At 57.0% G+C, this 20626-nt stretch carries 18 protein-coding genes and 1 pseudogene; 11 read left to right on the plus strand and 8 right to left on the minus strand.

All coding sequences use genetic code 11. From position 1 onward, the window contains the following. Nucleotides 1-106 precede the first annotated feature (106 nt). The 3 genes from copC to CYR32_RS01665 are packed head-to-tail and all read left to right on the plus strand — an operon-like array spanning nucleotide 107 to nucleotide 1743. Nucleotides 107-481 (plus strand): copper homeostasis periplasmic binding protein CopC, encoded by a 375-nt coding sequence (gene copC, locus CYR32_RS01655; protein ID WP_101821890.1) that lies wholly within the window; start codon nucleotides 107-109, stop codon nucleotides 479-481. Beyond that, nucleotides 478-1374, plus strand: coding sequence for a copper homeostasis membrane protein CopD (copD, locus tag CYR32_RS01660; RefSeq protein WP_101821892.1), 897 nt, complete (start codon nucleotides 478-480; stop codon nucleotides 1372-1374). Before copC ends, copD begins: the two co-directional genes overlap by 4 nt. Before the next feature lie 33 nt (nucleotides 1375-1407). After that, on the plus strand, nucleotides 1408-1743 hold the full coding sequence (locus tag CYR32_RS01665; RefSeq protein ID WP_101821894.1) for a YebY family protein: 336 nt from the start codon (nucleotides 1408-1410) through the stop codon (nucleotides 1741-1743). A gap of 339 nt (nucleotides 1744-2082) precedes the next feature. Here CYR32_RS01665 and CYR32_RS01670 read toward each other — a convergent pair whose 3' ends face one another. Beyond that, nucleotides 2083-2337, minus strand: coding sequence for a tyrosine-type recombinase/integrase (locus CYR32_RS01670; RefSeq protein ID WP_241523724.1), 255 nt, complete (start codon nucleotides 2335-2337; stop codon nucleotides 2083-2085). 15 nt (nucleotides 2338-2352) lie between these two features. On the opposite strand from CYR32_RS01670, the gene CYR32_RS21345 reads away from it, so the two are divergent. Further along, complete coding sequence (locus tag CYR32_RS21345) at nucleotides 2353-3753, plus strand: hypothetical protein (protein WP_146000653.1); 1401 nt, start codon at nucleotides 2353-2355, stop codon at nucleotides 3751-3753. A gap of 20 nt (nucleotides 3754-3773) precedes the next feature. On the opposite strand, the gene CYR32_RS01675 is transcribed toward CYR32_RS21345, so the two are convergent. Then, entirely contained in the window at nucleotides 3774-4214 is a 441-nt protein-coding gene (locus CYR32_RS01675; protein ID WP_101821898.1) for a hypothetical protein, read from the minus strand. A 296-nt stretch (nucleotides 4215-4510) separates the two neighbouring features. On the opposite strand from CYR32_RS01675, the pseudogene CYR32_RS21805 reads away from it, so the two are divergent. The 4 genes and pseudogenes from CYR32_RS21805 to CYR32_RS01695 form a co-directional block, all read left to right on the plus strand. Then, nucleotides 4511-4868: pseudogene (locus tag CYR32_RS21805) on the plus strand (phage tailspike protein); the annotation flags it as partial. Between the two features lie 322 nt (nucleotides 4869-5190). Next, the gene (locus CYR32_RS01685) at nucleotides 5191-6024 is read left to right on the plus strand and encodes a hypothetical protein (RefSeq protein ID WP_146000654.1); all 834 of its coding nucleotides are present in this window, start codon (nucleotides 5191-5193) and stop codon (nucleotides 6022-6024) included. Next, complete coding sequence (locus tag CYR32_RS21350; RefSeq protein ID WP_146000655.1) at nucleotides 5982-6437, plus strand: hypothetical protein; 456 nt, start codon at nucleotides 5982-5984, stop codon at nucleotides 6435-6437. Before CYR32_RS01685 ends, CYR32_RS21350 begins: the two co-directional genes overlap by 43 nt. Nucleotides 6438-6458: 21 nt before the next feature. Further along, nucleotides 6459-6962: a peptidase G2 autoproteolytic cleavage domain-containing protein gene (locus tag CYR32_RS01695; protein ID WP_165698162.1), complete on the plus strand. Its 504-nt coding sequence runs from the start codon at nucleotides 6459-6461 to the stop codon at nucleotides 6960-6962. 233 nt (nucleotides 6963-7195) lie between these two features. Here the strand turns inward: CYR32_RS01695 and CYR32_RS01700 are convergent, their stop codons facing one another. From CYR32_RS01700 to CYR32_RS01720, 5 genes are all read right to left on the minus strand, one after another. Then, entirely contained in the window at nucleotides 7196-7591 is a 396-nt protein-coding gene (locus tag CYR32_RS01700; RefSeq protein WP_101821906.1) for a hypothetical protein, read from the minus strand. Continuing rightward, the gene (locus CYR32_RS01705) at nucleotides 7591-8157 is read right to left on the minus strand and encodes a Panacea domain-containing protein (RefSeq protein WP_241523725.1); all 567 of its coding nucleotides are present in this window, start codon (nucleotides 8155-8157) and stop codon (nucleotides 7591-7593) included. Before CYR32_RS01705 ends, CYR32_RS01700 begins: the two co-directional genes overlap by 1 nt. A 461-nt stretch (nucleotides 8158-8618) precedes the next feature. Next, nucleotides 8619-9428 (minus strand): DUF2971 domain-containing protein, encoded by an 810-nt coding sequence (locus CYR32_RS01710; protein ID WP_165698163.1) that lies wholly within the window; start codon nucleotides 9426-9428, stop codon nucleotides 8619-8621. A 384-nt stretch (nucleotides 9429-9812) separates the two neighbouring features. Then, the gene (locus CYR32_RS01715) at nucleotides 9813-10967 is read right to left on the minus strand and encodes an acyltransferase family protein (RefSeq protein WP_101821911.1); all 1155 of its coding nucleotides are present in this window, start codon (nucleotides 10965-10967) and stop codon (nucleotides 9813-9815) included. Nucleotides 10968-11142: 175 nt separating this feature from the next. Next, the gene (locus tag CYR32_RS01720) at nucleotides 11143-12273 is read right to left on the minus strand and encodes an acyltransferase family protein (protein ID WP_101821913.1); all 1131 of its coding nucleotides are present in this window, start codon (nucleotides 12271-12273) and stop codon (nucleotides 11143-11145) included. A gap of 758 nt (nucleotides 12274-13031) precedes the next feature. Here CYR32_RS01720 and CYR32_RS01725 point away from each other — a divergent pair. Next, on the plus strand, nucleotides 13032-13586 hold the full coding sequence (locus CYR32_RS01725) for a sugar O-acetyltransferase (RefSeq protein WP_101821915.1): 555 nt from the start codon (nucleotides 13032-13034) through the stop codon (nucleotides 13584-13586). 9 nt (nucleotides 13587-13595) lie between these two features. On the opposite strand, the gene CYR32_RS01730 is transcribed toward CYR32_RS01725, so the two are convergent. Further along, nucleotides 13596-14471 carry an NAD(P)-dependent oxidoreductase gene (locus CYR32_RS01730; protein ID WP_101821917.1) on the minus strand — a complete coding sequence of 292 codons (876 nt, stop codon included), beginning with the start codon at nucleotides 14469-14471 and terminating at the stop codon, nucleotides 13596-13598. Between the two features lie 494 nt (nucleotides 14472-14965). On the opposite strand from CYR32_RS01730, the gene CYR32_RS01735 reads away from it, so the two are divergent. Together CYR32_RS01735 and CYR32_RS01740 are read left to right on the plus strand one after the other, a co-directional pair. Further along, on the plus strand, nucleotides 14966-17698 hold the full coding sequence (locus CYR32_RS01735) for a WG repeat-containing protein (protein WP_101821919.1): 2733 nt from the start codon (nucleotides 14966-14968) through the stop codon (nucleotides 17696-17698). Then, on the plus strand, nucleotides 17695-20571 hold the full coding sequence (locus CYR32_RS01740; RefSeq protein ID WP_241523726.1) for a WG repeat-containing protein: 2877 nt from the start codon (nucleotides 17695-17697) through the stop codon (nucleotides 20569-20571). Before CYR32_RS01735 ends, CYR32_RS01740 begins: the two co-directional genes overlap by 4 nt. Nucleotides 20572-20626: the final 55 nt, after the last annotated feature.

Here is a 20626-nt window from a genome sequence, read left to right on the forward strand (position 1 = left end):
CATTTTCACCCCGGCGTTATAACCTGATGCATTTTTTGCAACATCTCCATAGCTGAATCGGGTAAAGTAGGCGCAAATTTACCCCGCCGCCTGAGAGACGTCTGTTATGTCAAAAGCATTCCTTGCTCTTCGTGTGTTATGCGCTTTCCTGTTTACGGCCGCCGTGGCCCCCGCTGCCTTTGCCCATGCCCACCTTGTCTCTTCTGCCCCGGCAGCCAATGCGCTGGTGCAGGGCACCCCGCAGCAGCTGGTGTTAACGTTCACCGAGGGCGTGGAGCCGCGCTTCAGCCGGGTTACCCTGGCGGGCCCGCTGGCGGTGACCTTTCCCTCCGCGCAGCTGAGCAGTGAGAACGGCGACAAGACGCGCCTGCAGGTGCCGCTGGATAAGGCGCTGCCTACCGGGGAGTATCAGGTGTCATGGAAGGTTGTCTCCGTTGATGGCCATCGCACCCAGGGAACCTACCGTTTCACTGTAAAATGAGTACGCTTTCCCTGGCCTGGGTTGCCTGCCGCGATGTGCATTTTCTGGCGGTAATGCAACTGTTCGGTATCAGCGTGTTTACCCGCCTTCTTGCGCCGCCGCCGTTCGGGGCCGTACTGCTGCACCGCCTGCGCTACTGGCAGGGGGGCGCGGGGGTGCTGACCCTGATCACCGCGTGCCTGATGGTGGCCGTACAGGGCGGGCTGATGGGCGAGGGCTGGCAGGATGTCACGGCGTTCCCTATCTGGGTCGCGGTACTGGACACCGCCTTTGGGCAGGTCTGGCGCTGGCACCTGCTGGCGGCGGCCTTGTTACTGCTGAGCCTGCTGCTGCCGGCGGATCGCTCGCGCGATATGCTGATTTTAGTGGCAGCCACGGCGCTGCTGGCGGGGCTGGGCAGCGTCGGGCATGCCGCCATGCGGGAAGGGGCGGCCGGGGTTTCGCAGCGCGCGAACCATACCCTGCATCTGCTGGCCGCCGCTTACTGGTCCGGCAGCCTGCTGCCGTTACTTTTCTGCCTGCATTTCAGCCGGTGCGGGCCGTGGCGCCGGGAAGCAGTGCGCGCGCTGCTGCGCTTCTCCACCTTTGGCCATCTGGCGGTGGCGCTGGTGATCGCCACCGGCGTGATCGATACCTGGTTGATTGTGCAGGGCTGGCCCCTTGACCGCCGCTCGCCTTACCAGATGCTGTTGCTGGTGAAAGCCGCGCTGGTGGCCGTGATGGTCGGCCTGGCGCTCTATAACCGTTACCGCATCGTACCGCGCTTTACCACCGCACCGGCACAGGCGCGCCGCGGCGTAGTGCGGGTGACCGCCCTGCTGCTGGGGCTTTCGCTGCTGGTGATCCTGCTGGTCAGCGTGTTTGCGACCCTGGAGCCGGTGGCGGTAAACTAAGTTTCTGTTCTGAATAGCATAAAGGACGTTCTGATGAAAAAAGTAATCCTCTCTCTGGTGCTGGCCGGTGTGTGCAGCAGCGCGGTCGCCGCCGACATCGTGACCGTAAGCCGTTTCCAGTTCGGCAAGGCATGGCCGTTTACGCGTGAGGAGGTGATGTTGCAGTGCCGCGCAGGCCATGCGCTCTATGCCATCAATGACAGCACGCTGGTGCAGTACCCGCTTAACGACGTGGCGGAAGCTGAGGTCAAGGCGGGTAAAGTCAACGCGAAGCCGATTTCCATCATCCAGCTTGATGACCCACAACAGCCGGGGCAGAAGATGAGCCTGGCCGCGGTGCAGCAGAAAGCGCTGACCCTCTGCGAATAGGGCGTCCGGCACAGTCATGCGTCAGGGAAATGGCAGAACGCCAATGTTAAGAGCTTGTTTTGGGACTGTTATCACAAAAGTGAACTCCTGCCTGTCTGTCACCCCTGCAGCCCGGCAGCACTGCTGGAAAAATCACCTGTCTCGTCTACGCTTTAAAGTGCAAGGCGTAACAGCCTGCATTAATGCCAACTTTTAGCGCACGGCTCTCTCCCAAGAGCCATTTCCCTAGACCGAATATAGGAATCGTATTCGGTCTTTTTTTATGATGTTGTTTTATAACGATTTTATTGTGGTGGTAACGAAAATTCCCGAAATTTTCCCGAAAATCTCATATCCGCATCATACCATTACAAACTCTTGCCCTCGGGAATCCAGATACTTTTTGGTCATGGACAAATTCTTGTGTCCGAGCAATCGTTGGGAAAACTCTTCGCCATTTTCTACTTCATATAGCCGACTTGCGAGGCTGCGTATTTCGTGAAAAGTGGGCGGGTTTGGCCCGAATTGAATTCCGCTCATTTCCCGTGCTTCTGAAAATGCCTGGGTAAGCCCATCGGGTGTGACCAGACCGGGTTTTCTTCCGCCGCGTCTCACCGCAGAGTAAATAAGATGGTCGGAAGGGTTATCCCGCCTGCATACCGTGCAATAGAACAAGGCTTAAAATCTATCCCTGCAAGCCAACTTGCAGCACAAGAAGCCTCAGCTATAGGCTCTTTAGCGCAAAAGGCTGATGACCTAATTGCAGAAGCCGGAGGAACACAAAACAAAGTTGCACTCTCCGATAGATTTAAAACTGAGTCTACGCGAGCTATAGATGATCTTTCCCGAAGATCTGACTCAATCTATTCAGAGATTAGTGGCGCAATTTCCCCAAGAACCTCAGCTAATGCAGATGAAACGCTGGCGCTTTTGAATCAAAAAGCAGCTGATTTAGGTGGGTTTGAAAACCTTTCTTCAGCTGAAAAATTTGTGATGCGTAAGCTTGCAACCAAAACGTCGAAAGCAAATGACGGCTCAATCACACGCGTTCCTCCAACATATGCTCTTCTGGATAACACACGCAAACAGATAGATGCCGCCATTAGTCGAGGTGAGGGGCCATTCAAAGACCAAACTACTGCAGAGCTTAAGCAACTTTATTCAGCCATCACAACGGATCAAGAGAAGGTTGCTGGAGCGTATGGGATCGGCGACAAGTGGGCGATGGCAAAAAACCTGGTTTCACAAAGGAAAGAACGGGAAGACCACCTGGTAACAGCACTCGGTAAGGACTTAAGTGGTACATATACCAGCAAGCTAACTCCTGCAATTCAGGGGTTGCGGAAGGGAAATGTGCAAGGCTTTGATCGTCTAATGAATGCAACTCCTCCAGGGTTAAGACAAGAAGTCGTGGCGTCAGCACGTAATGATGTATTCACACTTGGCTCCAGAAAAGAATCACAGCTTCACATTCCTGGATTTGTAGACTGGTACTCCGGCGCACAAAAAAGTGGAACCTTAAACCGAGTTACTGACAATCTGCCTTCAGATGTTAGCAAGCGCCTTCATGATCTTTATATCGTCGCTAATGGCATTAGAACAGCTAAAACTAATGAGATAACCACAGGGCGGATCCAGTCGCTGTTAGATCAGTTCGATAAAGACGGTGGGATGATTTCGAAAATATATGATGTAGGAAGAAAAGCTACGGCGGCTGAAGGAGTAACATCTTCTATTGGTCTGCCGGGTGCAGGTGCTGCATCTGTAATTGCTTCCACTATCAGTCGTGCAAAGACAGCCCGAACGGTGGCCGCAGATAAGCTAATCGCCTCACGTGAATTCAGAAACGCGGCGAGACTGATGGCGGGCGCTGACTCTATAAGGTTAGCTAATGCAAAGCAGGCCGCCGAGAGAGCCTTGGTAAGGAGCCAGCAATATCAGAGATGGGCTGCCACTCTAACAACTAGAGAACAGCAGGCCATTGCAAAGGTTGGTTTGATTAACTGGCTAAACGGGACTGACAGCAACTGATGTGCTCTGGCCAGTCGCAGCTATTTTTTTCTATCGTAAATCTTTCCATCACAGGAGAAGGCGGTTACTTTACCATCTTTGACTTCCGCCTCTGCAAAATAACATGCTTTTCCAGCAACATGATTAAGCCTGACGTATGTGTCTTGAACGCTTTGTGTAAACACGGAACTCAAGCCATTTACTTTCACAAGAAGATGCTGATCAGAGTCATTTATATCCCATACTTGTAAATTTATTATATCGCCTAAATCAGTCCTGAAAAACTCAGCGGGCTTCTTACCTTCTGCATAAGAAACAGCTTTATCGATAATTCTCTTTTCATTTATGTAATTAGAGTATTTCTCATATGCAAAATATGAGGACGCTAAAATTACAGAAACGAAAGTAATCACAAGAAGAACCAGTATGGTTTTTTTGAGATCGCTATAAATTTTTGTACCGAGATGAGTTTTTTTTTCCATTTTTCCTCCATAATAATTACAAGTAATTTACTGAAACAATAAAAAACAACCAGCCTTGGCACATGTCGGGGCTTCTTTTATGCCTAGTCTTCGCGATTAAGAAGATCGCGAGGCCTCCTTACAATTATCTCACATCATAATTCTTCCAATTTTCAGATAAAAAGTGTCTTATTCATCCTTTTAATATGATGGAGTACAACATGCAAAGAAGGACATTCTTCAATAACATAGCCCTCACAGCTGTGAGCGGCAGTGTGCTTCCTTCTGCCTCTGGGGTTGACCTCAGGAGAGAACCAGTGGCCGATATTACGCCAAATGTTGTTGTATCTATGCCGTCACAACTGTTCACTGCGGCGCGAGTATTTAAGGCGCTTGCCGGAGGTCGCATTTACCTTGGCAAGATTGATACCGACCCAACTATTGCCGCAAACCGAATCCAGGCTTATGTGGAGAACGAGGATGGTAGTTACATCCCCATTCCTCAGCCTATTTTCATCAACCTCGGTGGTTTCCCGGTATACAACGGCCAGGTAGCGAAAATCGTCACGGTTGAAGGCCACTCAATGGCCGTATACGACCTCTTTGGGGTTCAACAGTTTTACTTCCCGAACGTGTTGCGCTACGACCCTGATCAGCTTCGGCAGCAGTTAAATAATGCCAGCGATGGGTACAGCGATGCTCTGATTTCGATCAAGCAGCCTTATTCTTTCGCAGGTTCAAGACCTCAGCACAGTAAGAATGCAAACTCTATTTCCGCCCTGGATATCGCTGATATTGACGGTGATGGTGCGACCAATGATTCAGCGCGGTTCGCTGCGCTTGAGGCTGTGCTTACTGGCAAAATTGTAAACCTCGCCGGCCGGTCTTATCTGGTTGATGCCCGCCAGCCGGCAACACGTATATCAATGGCAATTTCATCTCTCCATCTCTGGACACAGGCAATAACGTAACGCTGCAAATGCCTACAGGTGGGGCGTTGCTCTCGAGCACCACTGATACAGGCGAATACGAAGCCAGGTATCAGAACCTCCTGACAGGGGATTATCAGCCCTCCGGCCGCAGCACGCGTGACCTGTACGCGCTGATTGCATCGCAGAACAGCCGCTCTGGCGGCCCATCCCGCGCAGTTAACGTAGGGGCAATCTACAGTTATGCGATGGGGAACGTCTCCGGCAACTACTCTGCCCGTCAATGCCGCGCCACGGTGCCACAATCAGTGAATATCGAGTCAGAAGACCGCAGGGTTGATGGCGGTTTCCGGGGCTCAAATATCAGCTCTATCACGTCTCTCGTGACCGGCGGAACCGGAGTGAACATCGGCTCGCGCCGGGGCTGGGCGACGGGTTTACATGCCGTAAATATTGCCTCTGTGGATGCCTATGCAGGCGGTAGGCGAGGGGCAATTCTCAAGGTTAACGTAAACAACAACGGCACTATTGCGTCAGTTGCTGTGGTGTCAGCGGGAACCAGCTACAGCGCCAATGGCTCGGTAGCGTTTTATGACCGCCTGGCCGCGCCTACCACCGCCTCAGCCGCGACCTATACAGTCGATTCTAAGGGGGGGATCACCAGCGTCACCCTGACAAATACCGGTGCCGACTACAGCACCAAAACAGACCCTTTGTATGAGGTGGTTCAGGCAACCATCCTTGACACTGGTAACTACTCCGCAAACCTTGCCACAGCGAATAGTTGTGTCACCTATGGTGAGGTCAGCTTCAACGTAGGAGCAAATAATTGCGCAGCCAAAGCGAACCGCTGGGCAACATGGCAAGTAACGCAAGCTGGACGGAAGGCCAATATGCAGTAAACATCGGCACCACTGCGGGTATTGCCTCCGGGCAATCGTCGGCCAATATTGGCGTTACGACCGGAACAGCCAGCGGCGCTAACTCCACCAACATCGGCACGACAAACGCAGTCTCCAGTGGTGCTCAGTCGATGGTTGTTGGCGGTGGTGGCAACACGGCATCAGGTGACCTGTCCGCCGTTATCGCGGGCAACAACAGCCAGGCTACCGCTTCCGGTGCGATCACCTTCGGGCGTCGCACGTTGAACAACACCCTTAGAAGCCTGGCATTCGGTGATGGTGCTTCCGGTGCCGCCAGTTCTGCCAACACCAAATTCCAGGTACTTTCCAATGGCAACGTCAATATCGCCGGTACTCTGGCTCAGAACGTGACGTTTACTGACATCGTGAAGATGTTCGAGAACATCACGTAAGACACAATCCTGGTGAGTTCTTTGGTTGCATGGGAAGGGAGCAAGGTTCGTCTGGCGAAAGTGGGGGGTAAGGAGTTCAGCGCTCATTCGAGAACCTTTACCATGTTACTTGGGGACACGGCGTTCACTTGGGCAGACCGGTATCAGCGAGATGAATTTGGTGAGCTGGTTTATGGTGAGGTTTGGGATGAAGAAGCAGGGGGGTGGGAGCAGTCTCTGAATGATGGAGAAGGCGGGTATAAAGGGGCATATATTAATGCGCCGCTCGAAAACTCAGCGTTTGATATTAATCAGGAGCAGGTTAAACGGTCAGACCGCCGTGATGAATGGACGCCGGTAGCACTATTGGAAGAGGTTCATGTGCGTGTTGATGCCTCAGTAGTGGTCGATGGCTATGTCTCACCATCAGAAACGGCGGGGCTAGGCACTTATTCCGAAGAACCGACCAGAATCCACTGTATGGAAATCCGTTCACCTTACGACAGTAAGAAAGGTTACGCGGTTGCTCTTTGCCTGAGGGATTGACCTCTACTATCACTACGTGCCGGGAGGTTTCTACTGTAGAGGAGAAGAGCGCACGTTCCAGCTATACAATCTGAACGGCGGGTTGTGAAGCGGTAGGTAGATGTAAAAAGCTCACGTAAGGCGGGAAAAAGATTTACGTGTGTATTCTTATTGTGATCCCAATGCTTGCAACTTCAGGTAATGATGTTATCGGCAGGGGAGGGCAATTGTTGGCGGTTGAGAAGAGGAGCTTTTTAGCAATTCTTCCTGTAAAACTTTAACACTTTGCCTGATGTAAAGTCAGATGTCTCAAACCCGGCAAGAACCCTTTGAAAGACTCTATCATCCATATCGGCATGCTGAATTAATTCCCCGCTTTGTTTGCGGGCAACAACATTAGGGATTTTCCAAATAATAGCATCTGCGTAATAGACATAACTATCATGTTTTACGAAAGGGTGATCGCCTGCATGTAAAATGCAGGCGGGATCATGGGGCGCGTTGGGATACACTGTTGTGATGTTCACAACTAATACACATTCACAACCATTCACTGCGTCATAAGCGGGATCATTGCAGATGATGTGAAGATGGTTGGTCCCACCCACAGGGGCCAAAATAGTACCTTTCCTGTATGGTGAGTATGCCATTAGGCAAGCTCGCTGCTGAATTTTTTGAGTTCATCACGCTCTCTCATTCTTTGAACGAGAAAATCCGCCTCTTCCTTTGTCTTTCCGCCAGCTCTGAAAATATCCTGAGGGCTGATTGGCGTTGAAGAACCATGTGGATCCTGCCATTCTTGGCAGATTCTGTGAGTTAACTCACACAGCTCGAAACGCTTGAGGTTTCCGTATTCTGCAAAAACTTTATCCAGGATTCTTTTGTCTGCTCGACTAAGCTCGTCAAATACATCATCATCCAGTTCTTGGACAGCTTTTTTAACAGAAACTTCATAATTGGTCTCGCCAGAGATCCAATCATACCAAGGAGATTCTTCCTCTGGGCTTCCGGACTTTAACAAATCGTAAGTGCGTGATAAAACTGGGCCATTGTTCATTGACACAGCCCTGTCACCAGTCATTGAGTCGCCATAGCTTAACATGTACTCGCGATCAGCTAAGTACAGCAACTTCATGAGCTTGATATATGCCATGCGCCCGCCACGCTTAAGCAGCAGGTAACCAGCCATTTGCGCTGTTTTGTGTTCGCTATACATATTCAACCTCCTTTGACTACCCAAAAAGTAGTCTGGCCGTAGATTATGAATACTACAATGAGTGTAGTCAATCAGGCGATGCAAAGCATTTCCCCTGGAGTTTATGGGTGAACCCACCTTTCTTTACAATCTTGTAAAGCTCATGTTCTCTCATTTGGAATGGTGTGAGTGGGACGGATTTGGAACATGCAAAGGTTTGTACTCTACGCCAAACCTTTGCATGTTTTGGTGTCACGATGAACGCTATGAGCAGAAATACGGTGCCAAATTTTCCCGAACCGGGTTCCGAACTTGTTGGCAACCGTTTGATCTTCAACGGATGTAGTGATAAGTATTACAACCTAAAAAAGTGCCTGTTTTTTATGGTAAGCATTTGATATTAAACTAAAATAATTCAATGCATCGTAAACAGGAATCGTATTCGGTCTTTTTTTATTTCTTAATAAACAAAGGCTTGCTCCTCACCAGTTCCTGAACGGGATCTGGCTGGCGCGCAGGGCGACCTGAAGGCCCATTTTCTGCATCAGGGTATGGGTGGCGGCGATGGCGAGATCGCTGTTGGGGGTATGGCCGACAATCACTTCACGTAAGCAGCCGTGTTGCCGGTTGTCGAACGGCAGCTTGTGGTACGGGGTCAGGGTGGAGTGGCCGGGGCGGAACGCCAGTTCGGCCGGGCTGAGGGAACGGCGGGAGATGGCGCGCCACTCTGCCTCTTCGCTGAAACTGCTGTCTTTAAGCACGGCGGCCACGCAGGAGAGGTGCTCCTGAAACAGGCGCGACGCGGCAGAGGGCTTTTCGATATTGTCGTGATCCGGCTCCGGCAGGCCTTCAAACATCATCAGAATGGTGTCGATCACGTTATTGATAAAGGCCTCATGCTCCTGGGGCTGGTAACGGCATTTCATCAGCACATAATCATGCTGGTTAAAACCCGCTTTCAGCGCCTCATAATCAAAGCCTATGGAATAACCGCCCAGCCCGGCAGCGTAACCGCGCCACTGGCTGAGCAGGTCGCCGTTCTCCGACAGGGAGCAGACGCAGACATTCACGTCATTCATCCGCGGCAGCGCTTCCCGGAAGCGGATCAGGCGGATCACCACTTCCCGGTTAATCTCCGTGCGCAGCCGCTCTTTCAGGATCTCATCGGCGATGGTCAGCGCCAGAAAAAACTCTTTGTTGTCATTCAGGTACTGGATTTTAGTGGCCCAGAGGGTCGCGCTCTCCATAATGCCGAGAAAGCCCGCCTGGTTGGTATAGTGGTAAAGCAGCATGTGCATCTCCCCGGTTTGCTGTTGTCAGCATAGCGTTTTTTACGCGGGGAAACGCAGGGAAAACCGGCAAAATGAGGGCAATAAAAAGCCCGGCAAGGTTGTGCCGGGCTTCGGGGGCGGATTGACCGGGGTTACACATCGGCCCGCCGCGCGCATCAGTCACGCACTTTTAATGAAACGAGCACCAATGCGGCAGTGCACAGCAGGAAAATAGCGAGTGCCATCTTGTTCACCTATCTCAGATTAATCTTAGATAAGTGTAATCGTTGCCGCCCTTAACAGTTAAGCTATCTGTGACCTTTTCTAAGATAATTCTTAGGTAAAGGGCGTCCGATCGGCCACTTGCACTGTTATGCGTTGACCGTAGCCCGGCAGTGGCCTGCCTCAGGCCAGCGGCTCAATGCGCGGCTCAGCCCGGTTTTGCTTCAGCACATATTTCCCCAGCTTAATGCCCGGTTTTTCCACGCCTTTATAGAGCAGCATCGCCAGCAGGTAGGTTACCGGCAGGCAGATCGCGGCGACCACCAGGAAACGCAGGATCGCGCTCTGCTGCGCCAGGCCTGTCTGGCTCAGCAGCAGACCACAGGCCGGGATCACAATCAGCAGGTGCAGCATATAGACCGAGTAGGAGACATCACCGAGGAAGGTGCTGAAACGCAGTGTAAGCAGGCGGCGCGGCAGGGCCATCACCGATGCCATCGCGCTGCCGGCGCGGAACTTCCACAGAATGGCGGCCATCAGCAGAATCATCGCGGCCTCCATGCCGATACGCACCTTATGCCAGCCAATGGTCAGGAAAATGCTGATGACCGGTGCCAGCAGCGCCAGCAGCAGATAGCGCACCTGCATCCGGCGTACTGCCTCGGCGATCAGCATCCCTGCCACAAACATATGCAGCTTCAGGAAAATCAGCGACGGCATCTTAAAGGCTTCCACATACCCCGGCAGGGCAAACTTCAGCACGATCCCGGCCAGCATCAGCACCAGGCAGGTGGGCAGGTAACCGAAGCGCATAATCGCCAGCATAATGAACGGGAACAGCGCGTAATACTGCATCTCCAGCCCGATGCTCCAGTCCGGCAGGACGGTATTAAAGGCGTAGTGCGGCAGGAACCCGAACAGGAACAGCACGTGGGTCGCCAGGTTGCCGAAGGACTGATCGGCATAACGTGACACCTCGGTGGCGGTCGCCGGGTAAAACGACGAGATAATGTCGCGCATCTCACCGAAGAACGGGCCGAAACCGATCGCCACCACCAGCAGCACATAGTAGAGCGGCGCGATGCGGAAATAACGGCGTAACCAGAATTTTTTGAAGGTCGCGGCGGCGGTCCACGGCTCTGCCTCACGCCGCTCCTGATAGTTTTTTGCCATCAGGAACCCGGAAAGCAGGATGAAGAGATCGACACCCATGCTCGGGTCCGATAACAGCGGGAAAGAGAAGTTGATCAAAATGCAGATATGGCCCAGCAGAACCCACAGAGAGGCCAGTCCCCGCAGGCCTTCCAGTTCCGGAGACCAGTTTTTTGGTGCTTTCATACTGCGTTCCTTTACAGTGGCGGACAAATTAAGGCAAACGCACGAATGTAAACAGACAACGATGACAAATATTTAAGAATTGTCATAAAAAGGTGATGAATCAGAAAAGCCTCATACGAGGCGGCAGGCAGAAAAAAGGCCTCCGGAGAGGCCAATCAGAGGGGAGATATTCTTCTTATTTTTCAGCACGTCGGAGGGCGTAACTCTGGGTGAGCGACCGGCCAACCTGCTGCCAGTGTTTCTCAATACGTCGGTTGGTGATGCCGGCAATAAAGATAACCAGCGCCAGGATCGCCAGCAGCACCAGATCATTAATAACCGGGCCGCCAAAGTCGAGGTAGCGTTTGTCACCCACCATCGGCGCGATCTGCCAGCCGGTAACTTTTTGCAGCACGATCATCAGTGACAGCAGGCAGAACAGGATCGCCGCATGGGTCATGTAAATCGAATAGGAGAGCACGCCCATCCGCAGGAAAAACGGCCGCTTCATCGCCTGGGAGACCGCACCCACTTCCAGGGAGAAAGTGAATACGCAGAGGCAGAACAGCAGGATGCAGGTCAGGGTTTTCTCCGGGACCGGCAGCGCTACCACGGTAATGGTGCCGGCCAGCACCACCATCTCCAGCAGGGAGCCGGCGGTATAGCTGAGGTCAATGCGGTCTGCCACTTTGCGGTAGAGCACATAGGTCAGGCAGCCGCCAAAGAAACAGCTCAGCCCGCGCAGCACATTCTCGGTGATGCCATGGTGATCGTGCAGCAGCATATAGAGCGCTGAGCAGGAGATCGCCGCCCAGGCCAGGTACTTGCCCACCCCGCGCAGCATCGTCAGCGCGAAGAAGATCATGTACATGTAATATTCCACGCTGATGCTCCACGACGGGAAGTTATAGCTCAGCGGGTTGGTCAGCGGCGTCCAGGACTGCACCAGCACCAGGTTCGGCAGGATTTCCTGCGGGGCGGTCACGCCGGTGAAGGGAATGCTGTTAAAAACAAAGCCCTTTTTATAGGCGAGCCATTTCGCGATCTCAAGCAGGATAAACACGCCCAGCATAAAGATATGCAGCGGGAAGATCCTGAAGGTGCGGGATATAAAAAAGTCCTTAAAGCGAAGGCCGCTTTTAAATCCATACCCGTGAGCCAGCACAAAACCGCTCAGGACAAAGAAGAAATCCACCAGCAGGTGGCTGGCCCGGAAGAAAGAGAGTTCGGTAACGCTGCCCACCATATTTACGTGGTAGACAACTACCGACATGGCGCACAGGCCACGAAAGCTGTCGAGCGCATCAAAGCGCTTATTTACTGCCATGAGAAATTCCTCGCCTGAGTTAACAGCGCAAAGTGTAAAGAATTCTTTTCTTTGCGCAACACCCGGCAGGCTTAATTAATAGAATAAAGGGTAATCTGCGATGAAATAAGAATCCTCTTAAATAAAAGATAATATATAAAATAATTAAAAATCAAAAACTTATATAATATTCTTTGTGGAATAACAAACAAGTAAACGCTCGTTGTCTGAAAGTGAAGAAACTTTTTTTCGGATAATTACTCAGCGGATTTTCAGCGGCTATTTAATTGTCCGGCAAAGAAAAGTTACCGGTAAAAACGGGCAAAATAAGAGGAAGGATTAATGTAATTCATACGGCGAAGAACATTATCCATCATTGATAGTAATGAGGCGGGGCAGATCCTTTTTAATAAATAATCAGATAAGCGATAAATTTTCTCATTTCACCCGTAATGGTAAAGGGCGGAACTGTTTTGCGCGGCTTATCAATACCGGTTAACCGGGACACAATCGGGTGATGATCTCTCCCACCGGCAAAGATAACCGCAGGCAGGACGCCAGGATTATTTATGTAAGAAAGAAGGGCCTGCATTAACAAAGGTGATGCGGCGCAGGCAGCCGTCAATGCGGCCGGCTAATCAATCGGGAAAACAAGCAATAAGCGGCATTAACCTCAGGCTGCGGCACGCCGGCCGATCGGCACTGTGCCGGGGAGGGCCATGACAGCCGCGCGTTTGCGGGGTATAACACCCTCTCTTTTATCAGCAGAAGGGACAAGGATGAAAACGGAAAAAGAGAAGATGCTGGCCGGTGAGATCTACCAGGCGAACGACCCGGAGCTCACACAGGATCGCAAACGGGCTAAAAAGCGCTGCCAGCAGATTAACCAGCATGACACCGACGATCTGCCCGGGCGCGAGGCGCGGCTGGCCGAACTGATGCGGTTTAAAGGCACTTTTTACGTCGAGCCGCCGCTGTATGTGGATTATGGTTACAACATACATATAGGTGACAACTTCTACGCCAACCACGGGCTGACCATTCTCGACGGTGCGCCCGTCGTCATCGGCAACAATGTCTTTATTGCCCCCAATGTGGTGATCGCCACAGCCGGGCATCCGCTCGACAAAACGCAGCGGGCGACCGGGGAGGAGTTCGTCAAACCTATTACCATCGGCGATGATGTCTGGCTCGGGGCGCACGTCACCCTCTGCCCGGGCGTGACGCTGGGCAATAATGTGGTGGTAGGGGCGGGCAGTACAGTAGTGCATGACTTGCCGGACAACAGTGTCTGCGTCGGGACACCAGCCCGGCCGGTTAAAACGCTGGAGTAACAGCGGCCGCTATTTCAGCCCGGCGCGGCGGGTTGCCACTGTTGCCAGCCCCGACCAGTCGAGGTTGCCGTCGCCCTGGGCGATCGCGTCCAGGAAGTTATCTTTCAGCACCCCGGCAAACGGCAGGGGGGTGTGGCTGTTGTTTCCGGCTTCCAGCGCCAGGTTGACGTCTTTCAGCCCCAGCGTGAGTTTGAACCCGGCCGGCGTATAGCGCTGTGCCGCAATCATGTTGCCATAGTTAACGTAGGCCGGGCAGTTGAACAGGGTGCCGGAGAGCATCTCAAGGAAATCAGGCGCGGCGACCCCGTGGTTGCGCACCAGCGCCGCGCCTTCCGCCATCGTTTCGATCGCACTGGCCAGCGCAAAGTTGGCGGCAATTTTCACTACGTTGGCCTGTTCAGGCTGTTCGCCGAAATGCCAGGTCTTCTGCCCCATGACATCAAACAGCGGCTGCACCCGCGCCAGCGCCGGGGTCTCGCCTGCCGCCAGAATATTCAGCTTGCCCGCCGCCGCCACGTCAATCCGCCCCAGCACCGGTGCCGCCACATAACTGATGCCGCGCGCCGCGTGAAGCGCTGCCAGCTCCTGCGCCAGCGCCACGGAAATGGTCGCCATGTTGACATGCACCGTCCCCGGTATCATCTGGGCCAGCAGGCCGCTCTCGACCACCACCGACCAGGTGGCCGCATCATCCGCCAGCATGGTGATCAGCACATCCACATGTGCCAGCCCGGTCGGGTCATCAACCGCCGTGGCCCCTTGTGAGGCGAGGGTGTCCGCCGCCTGCGGGCTGCGGTTCCAGACGGTCAGCGTATGGCCGGCCGAGAGGATGTTCTTTGCCATGGCGCTGCCCATGGCGCCCAGCCCTGCAAAGCCAACTTTCATGGTGTTCTCCTTAGATTCATTTATAGAGGTAACGGATCTGATGTCCTGTCATGTTAAAGATAGCACTCTTAACAGCTTCATCCCGCTCGTTTTATTGGAGTCAGGCAAGGAAAACCCCACAAAAAGCAGCGTCAGGATAGGGGCATTGACAGGTAAAGAATCCGAAAGAGTCCGGCGGCAGGAAAAGCTAACCATTTGACGTGTTGGCCGGTTTTTAAAACTTCCGCGCCTATGTTATAAACGCTGCGGTTATCCGGGCATGTGAAAAAAACGTGCCGCTGCCCGGCGGCGGCACGCGTTCCCCGGATTTATAGTTACAATTTGTTGCTTATTTGTCCGGTGGGCAGCGGTTATTCCGTTGACAACCGGGCACAGGAACCGTAACGGCGCACGCGTGCAAACCCCGCCGGCCGTTGCTGCGCAATGATGTACCGGGCTTAGGCCGGTACGGAATACGCTACACTTTTATCTACTTTTGCCATAAAGGGAATCGGATGCATCACGCCGAACATTTTACCCGCGCAGGAGCACTCAGCGCGTTGGCACTGGCGATTAACGCCATTTTTCTGTTTCCGGCCAGCGCCGATGAAGGCTGGCTGAAAGGGTGCACCCATGTGCAGGGTGAGCAGGCCTGCCAGCAGCCGTTCCAGCAGGGGCTGTCGCCGGTGCTGCTCGGCAGCGGTAAAGAGAAGCAGGGCAGCTGGGGGTACCTCGACACCACCGGTCATCTGGCGATCGATCCGGCGTTCAGTGATGCCCAGGGGTTCAGCAATGGGCTGGCCGCCGTGGCACAGAACGGCCGCTATGGTTACATCGACCAGCGCGGCAACTGGGTGATCCCGGCGCGCTTCAGCCGCGCCACGCCGTTTAATGCTGAAGGCACCGCGCTGGTGGAAGCAGACGGCCGCCTGCTGCTGATCGACAAACAGGGCGCAGTGACCCGGACCCTGCCGTTTGCCGTCAACCCGGAGAGTGCCGGGTTTGTCGGCGGCCAGTCGCTGGCCAGCGTACAGATGCAGATTGCCCCGGCGCTGTGGCAGGCGGACACCAACCGCGCCCTGGCCCTGCCGGACGATGTAATGGCGCTTGAGGCACCGCAATCGGGCCTGACCCCGGTGCAACAGCGTGATTCCCGCACCAGCGGTTACTGGGGCTATCTGGATGAGACCGGCCGCTGGGCCATCGAACCGATGAGCATCAAGAGCCGCACGTTGCCGGTGCTGAACGGCGACACGCTGGCAGTACAGGGCAAAAACGGCTGGGCCTTTATTAACCGCCAGGGCGCGGTGCGCAGCAAACAGACTTACAAAGCGGTGACCGCGCTGCCGGAGGGCAACTGGCTGGTCACCACGCAAGAGGGCGCGCGCCAGCTGCTGAATGCGGCGCTGGAGAAACAGCAGGATCTGCCCGCCGGTCTGGACGCGACACTGCGCCCGTGGCACCAGTGGTGGGTCGGCACCAGCGATCAGGGCGTGGTGATGATCGGGCCGCAAAACAGCGTGCAGCTGATCAAAGCGGATAACGCGCGCCTCGACATCCAGCCGCAGGCGCTGTGGATTACCCAGGGCAAAGAGAACCCGCGCCTGGTGCAGATCGTCGACAGCCGCGGCGTCAGCCTGCTCTCTGAGGCGACCCTGAAGGCGCTGGCCGGTTACCAGGTGAAATTGCTCGGCGGCCAGCCGTCGCCGGATGATGCGCAGGCGGAGCAGCGTCTGCCGCTGGCCGTTCTGACGCCGTCAGACAAAAAACAGCCGCCGGCGCTGCTGACCGCGCACGGCGAAATCTTCTCTGACCCGCAGTGGGCTGCCATCGAAAGCGACACCGCCGCCCCGCTGCGCATCCGTACCCAGACGCAGAAAACAGGCGCAGTGGACGCCAACGGCCAGTGGGTGATCCCGCCGCAGTTCGTGCAGATCCAGCCGTTTGAGGGGGCCTATGGCTGGGCCACCGTCACCGACGGGAAAACCGAGAGCCGGCGCATCATCGATCGCAGCGGCAACGTGATGGATGTCCCGACCCGGACGCTGCAAATGGCGAAAGGGCTTTCCGGTGGCCTGTTACTGACGGCGGCCGGTGAGGGTGCCCAGCAGCGCTGGGGCCTGTGGGACATCGCGGGCAAACGCGAAATCATCGCGCCTGTTTATGAGCAGATTGAACCTTTCAGCAACGGTTACGCCCTGGCGCGCAGCGGCACTGCCTGGGGCGTGATCAACCCGGCCGGGGGCTGGGCTATCGCGCCGGATGCTGAGCAGAGTGAAAAACCGCTGGCGATGGGCAACGGCCTCTACCTGACCACTACCGGCACCGGGGAGGCGCGCCGTTACCAGTTGGTCAGCGCGGAAAACGGCCTGCCGCTGGCAGAAGACCTGCTGGAGAAACCGCGTGCCGTGGGCCGTGACCACTGGCTGGTGAAACCGGCAGAGGGCGGCGTGGCCCTGCTGGACGGCGAAGGCCGCACCGTGATGGCGAAGGCCGTGCCGGTTGAGAAGGCGAACATTGAGGGTGACCGGGTGCTGCTGAACTTCGGCCAGCGTTTCGGGGCGATCAATGCCCAGGGTGAATGGCAGGTCGCGCCGATCTACACCGCGCCGCTGGCCTTTACCGGCCCGCGCCAGTGGGCCGTGGCCCAGCGTGACCAGCGCACCACCCTGATCGACAGCCACGGCGGCCAGCCGATCCCGGATGCGCCGGGCGCGGTGCCGCTGGTGGGCATGGTGCGTGTGGCGGATAACGACCCGGCCGCCCAGCAGAGCGTGCTGCGTGATTTCAGCGGCCGCGAGATCCAGCGTTTCGCCGGGCTGGACAGCCTGGTCACCGCCACCGCCTCCGAGGGGCTGGTGGGGCTGCGCGGCGCGGATAACCGCTACGGCTTTGTGAATGCCGAGGGCAAAACCGTGGTCGCCCCCGCGTTTGACCAGCTGGGGCCGCTGAAAAATGCCCGCGCCCGCGCGGTGAAGCGGGCCACCTTTGGGCCGCTGAACGGCTATATCGACAAGACCGGCCGCTTTGTGATTAAACCGGCCTACAGCGACGCCGGGGAGTTCAGTGACCACCGCGCCTGGGTCGTGCATAAAGGGGTGACCCAGATGATCGACACCAACGGCAAAGTGCAGGCGCAACTGCTGGTGCGCTGTAATCAGCGCATCGTCACCGATGCCAAAGGCCATCCGGTATGGCCTGCCAAGGCCGTGACCTGTGCAGGCAGCCCGCAGGGAGCCGGAAAATGAAACCCCTCTTTGGCCGGGTCTTGCGGCAAGGCGGTGTGCTGACCCTGCTGGCGTTAAGCCAGCAGGTGGCCGCCGCGGCGGAAACGCCCTGCAGCAGCCCGGTGCAAGAGGGGGCACAGGCGAGGGCGCGCGCGGCGCTGCCGCAGGCAATAAACCTCTGCATCCGTGATGTGCATCAGGGGCGGGCGGCTGTGTTGCTGCCCGCTGCCGATCTGCCGGTGGATGATGTCGCGCTGGCCCCCGGCCTGAGCGGCCACCGCTGGGGGTTTCTGGACAGCACCGGCCAGCTGGCGATCCGTCCGGTGTTCGAGGCGGTCAGTGATTACCATTATGATCTGGCCGCCGCCCGCCGGCAGGGCAAATGGGGTTACATCGACCTCAGCGGCAAATGGGCGATTGCGCCGCAGTTTGACAGCGCCGCCGATTTTACCCAGCCCGGCGTGGCGGTGGTCACCCGGGAAGGCCGCCCGCAGCTGATTAACCGCCGCGGCGAGCCGGTCGGCCAGCCGTTCGACGATCGGGTGGAGAGTGTTGCCCTGCAGGACGGCAACCCGATCCACATCCGCCTCACCTATCACACGGTGTTCCTCTCACCGGATGGCCAACGCCACAACGCCCGCGACCAGATGGAGATTGTGCAGCCCTTCGGCCACGAGGGGCTGTTTATCGCCCGTGACGCCGAAAACCGCTACGGCATCGCCGATGCCGGCCTGGCGTGGCGGGTCGCGCCGCAGTTCAGCGCCATCACCGTGCCGCCGCAGGGCAGCGGGCTGGCGCGGGCCGAGGGTGAAAACGGCATCACCTTTATCCGTGCGGACGGGTCGCAGGTGGCGGGAAGCTACCGTGCGGCGGAGCCGCTGACCCGCGACATCTGGCAGGCGACGCAGGCCGATGGGCAGGTTGACCTGCTCGACAGCCGCGGCGCGGTGATGCGCACCCTGCCGGAAGGGGCCGTGTCGGCCCTGAGCATCCATGACCGCGCAGTGCTGGAGCGCGGCAAAGGGCCGGTAAACCTCTACCTGGACGGGAGCGCGGCCCCGGTGACGCTGCCGGCGGGCAGCGTGATTGATGAGCATGACACCTTGCCCTATCTGGTGACGCGCGCCGGGCCGGGCGGCAACATCAATGGCGTGATTGCGCCGGACGGCACCCTGTTGGGCAACGCGCCCTGGCTGGCACAGGCCGCCACCGTGGAGCGGGTGAACGGCCGCCTCTGGCTGCGCGACGCGCGCGGCAAGCTGCTGAACGTCATCGGCCCGCAGGGCAAGGCGCTGCTCAGCGCCCGTACGCTGGAGGCGCTGGCGGGGCACCCGCTGCAACCGCTTTACGGCAACGACCTCACCCAGCGCACGGTGCAACCGGAGATGCCGCTGGCGCGTATCGACCCAGCGGAAGCGGGCGGCGGCAACGCCGGGCTGCTGCGTGCTGACGGCTCGCTGCTGCAGCAGGCGTCATGGCTGTCAGTGAGCCTGGCGGACGGTGCCGACGCCGGGGCCGCCGGGGGCGCGCCGTTGCAATTTATTGTCACCACCGGCGACGGCATGGGGCTGGTGGACAGCCAGGGGCAGCAGCGCCTGCCGTTTGGCGAAGATAACATTTCGGCGTTTGTGCAGGGGTATGCGTTCGTTTACCGCGACGGCACCCTGAGCGCGCTGGATCATCAGGGCAAGCGCTATGCGTTGCCGGATGAGATAGAGATTGCGTCTATCGGCGATGGCTGGTTCCGCTTCCGCGACAGCGCCGCGCAGGAGGCTCCCTGGGGCATCTTCGACGCCGTGGCGCAACGGGTAGTGGCCGCTCCGGCCTACCGGCAGGTGGGCCGTTATGCTGACGGGCAGGCGGAGGTACAGCAGCCGGATGGCCGCTGGGGCGTGATCACTTCCCAGAACAGCTGGGCGATTGCGCCGGAGTATGCGGCTCTGGTGCGCATTAACCCGGCGCTGTGGTTCGCTGCCTTGCCCGCCGACGCGGGCAGTGAAACCGCCGCCCTGCGTACCCTGATCGGCACGGATGGAAAGCCGCGCGTGCCGCCCACACGCGGGTTGACCCAGACGCCGTTCAGCGGCGGCCGCATTCTGGCCGGTGCGCCGGACGGGCAGTCGTGGTTGCTGTCTGCCGACGGCCGCCCCGAGCTGAACGAGCAGGACACCACCATCCACGCGCTGGGCGACTGGCTGAAGCTCTCCCGCCTGCCGCAGGAGGGTTACCTGAACGCGCAGGGCGGCTGGCAGATTGCCGCCGACGGGCGTGGCGCGGGCAGCGCCTTCGTCAACGGCCGCGCGCTGCGGGCGCAGGGGCAGGTGACGCAGGTGATCGATGCGCAGGGCAGCGTCGTCGGGACGTTACCGGGCGGGCCATGGTACTGGCCTGCCGCCAGCGAGATGAGTTTCAGTATCCTCGACAATGGCGGCCAGGCCACGACCCGCTATGCTGACACTAACGGCCGGGTGGCGCTGACCGTCGCCGGGCACGGCAGCCGGATGAGCGGCGGGCGGGCGGTGCTGGCGGCAGGGCCCGGCGATATGGGCTGGATCGATGCCAAAGGCCAGCCGCTGGGGGTGTTGCATTATCAGGATTTGGGGCTGCCGGCAGAGGGGCTGGCGTTCGCCAGAACCGGCGGGCGCTACGGGTTTGTGGATGCGCAGGGCGAGTTTGTTATCCCGCCGGTGTTTGAGGCGGCGTCTCCCTTTGAGGGCGGGGTAGCGATTGTCTCCAGTGCGCAGGACGCAATGATGATTGACGCCAATGGTAAGCCGCTGGCGCGGGTCGGGCAGGTGTGCGGAATGCGGGTGCTCTATGGCCGCGGCAGTGAGCGCCAGTGGCCGCAGTCACTGCCGGTGCGCTGCGGCGGGGCCCCGGCCGCCGCCCCCTGACCCTTTATGCCCGGCCGTGCGCCGGGCTTTACCTGACAGAACAGGCCTGGCCGGG

It is taken from the genome of Chimaeribacter coloradensis, from assembly GCF_002858715.1.
GTDB lineage: Bacteria > Pseudomonadota > Gammaproteobacteria > Enterobacterales > Enterobacteriaceae > Chimaeribacter > Chimaeribacter coloradensis.

What these genes read in the sequence shown, in the direction of transcription:
- CYR32_RS01735 (WP_101821919.1), top strand. Translation starts at nt 14,966, where the DNA reads ATGCATCACGCCGAACATTTTACCCGCGCAGGAGCACTCAGCGCGTTG.
- CYR32_RS01665 (WP_101821894.1), top strand. Translation starts at nt 1,408, where the DNA reads ATGAAAAAAGTAATCCTCTCTCTGGTGCTGGCCGGTGTGTGCAGCAGC.
- CYR32_RS01675 (WP_101821898.1), bottom strand. Translation starts at nt 4,214, where the DNA reads ATGGAAAAAAAAACTCATCTCGGTACAAAAATTTATAGCGATCTCAAA.
- CYR32_RS01710 (WP_165698163.1), bottom strand. Translation starts at nt 9,428, where the DNA reads ATGCTGCTTTACCACTATACCAACCAGGCGGGCTTTCTCGGCATTATG.
- CYR32_RS01725 (WP_101821915.1), top strand. Translation starts at nt 13,032, where the DNA reads ATGAAAACGGAAAAAGAGAAGATGCTGGCCGGTGAGATCTACCAGGCG.
- CYR32_RS01730 (WP_101821917.1), bottom strand. Translation starts at nt 14,471, where the DNA reads ATGAAAGTTGGCTTTGCAGGGCTGGGCGCCATGGGCAGCGCCATGGCA.
- CYR32_RS01700 (WP_101821906.1), bottom strand. Translation starts at nt 7,591, where the DNA reads ATGGCATACTCACCATACAGGAAAGGTACTATTTTGGCCCCTGTGGGT.
- CYR32_RS21345 (WP_146000653.1), top strand. Translation starts at nt 2,353, where the DNA reads ATGGTCGGAAGGGTTATCCCGCCTGCATACCGTGCAATAGAACAAGGC.
- CYR32_RS01720 (WP_101821913.1), bottom strand. Translation starts at nt 12,273, where the DNA reads ATGGCAGTAAATAAGCGCTTTGATGCGCTCGACAGCTTTCGTGGCCTG.
- CYR32_RS21350 (WP_146000655.1), top strand. Translation starts at nt 5,982, where the DNA reads ATGGCAAGTAACGCAAGCTGGACGGAAGGCCAATATGCAGTAAACATC.
- copC (WP_101821890.1), top strand. Translation starts at nt 107, where the DNA reads ATGTCAAAAGCATTCCTTGCTCTTCGTGTGTTATGCGCTTTCCTGTTT.
- CYR32_RS01740 (WP_241523726.1), top strand. Translation starts at nt 17,695, where the DNA reads ATGAAACCCCTCTTTGGCCGGGTCTTGCGGCAAGGCGGTGTGCTGACC.
- CYR32_RS01715 (WP_101821911.1), bottom strand. Translation starts at nt 10,967, where the DNA reads ATGAAAGCACCAAAAAACTGGTCTCCGGAACTGGAAGGCCTGCGGGGA.
- copD (WP_101821892.1), top strand. Translation starts at nt 478, where the DNA reads ATGAGTACGCTTTCCCTGGCCTGGGTTGCCTGCCGCGATGTGCATTTT.
- CYR32_RS01705 (WP_241523725.1), bottom strand. Translation starts at nt 8,157, where the DNA reads ATGTATAGCGAACACAAAACAGCGCAAATGGCTGGTTACCTGCTGCTT.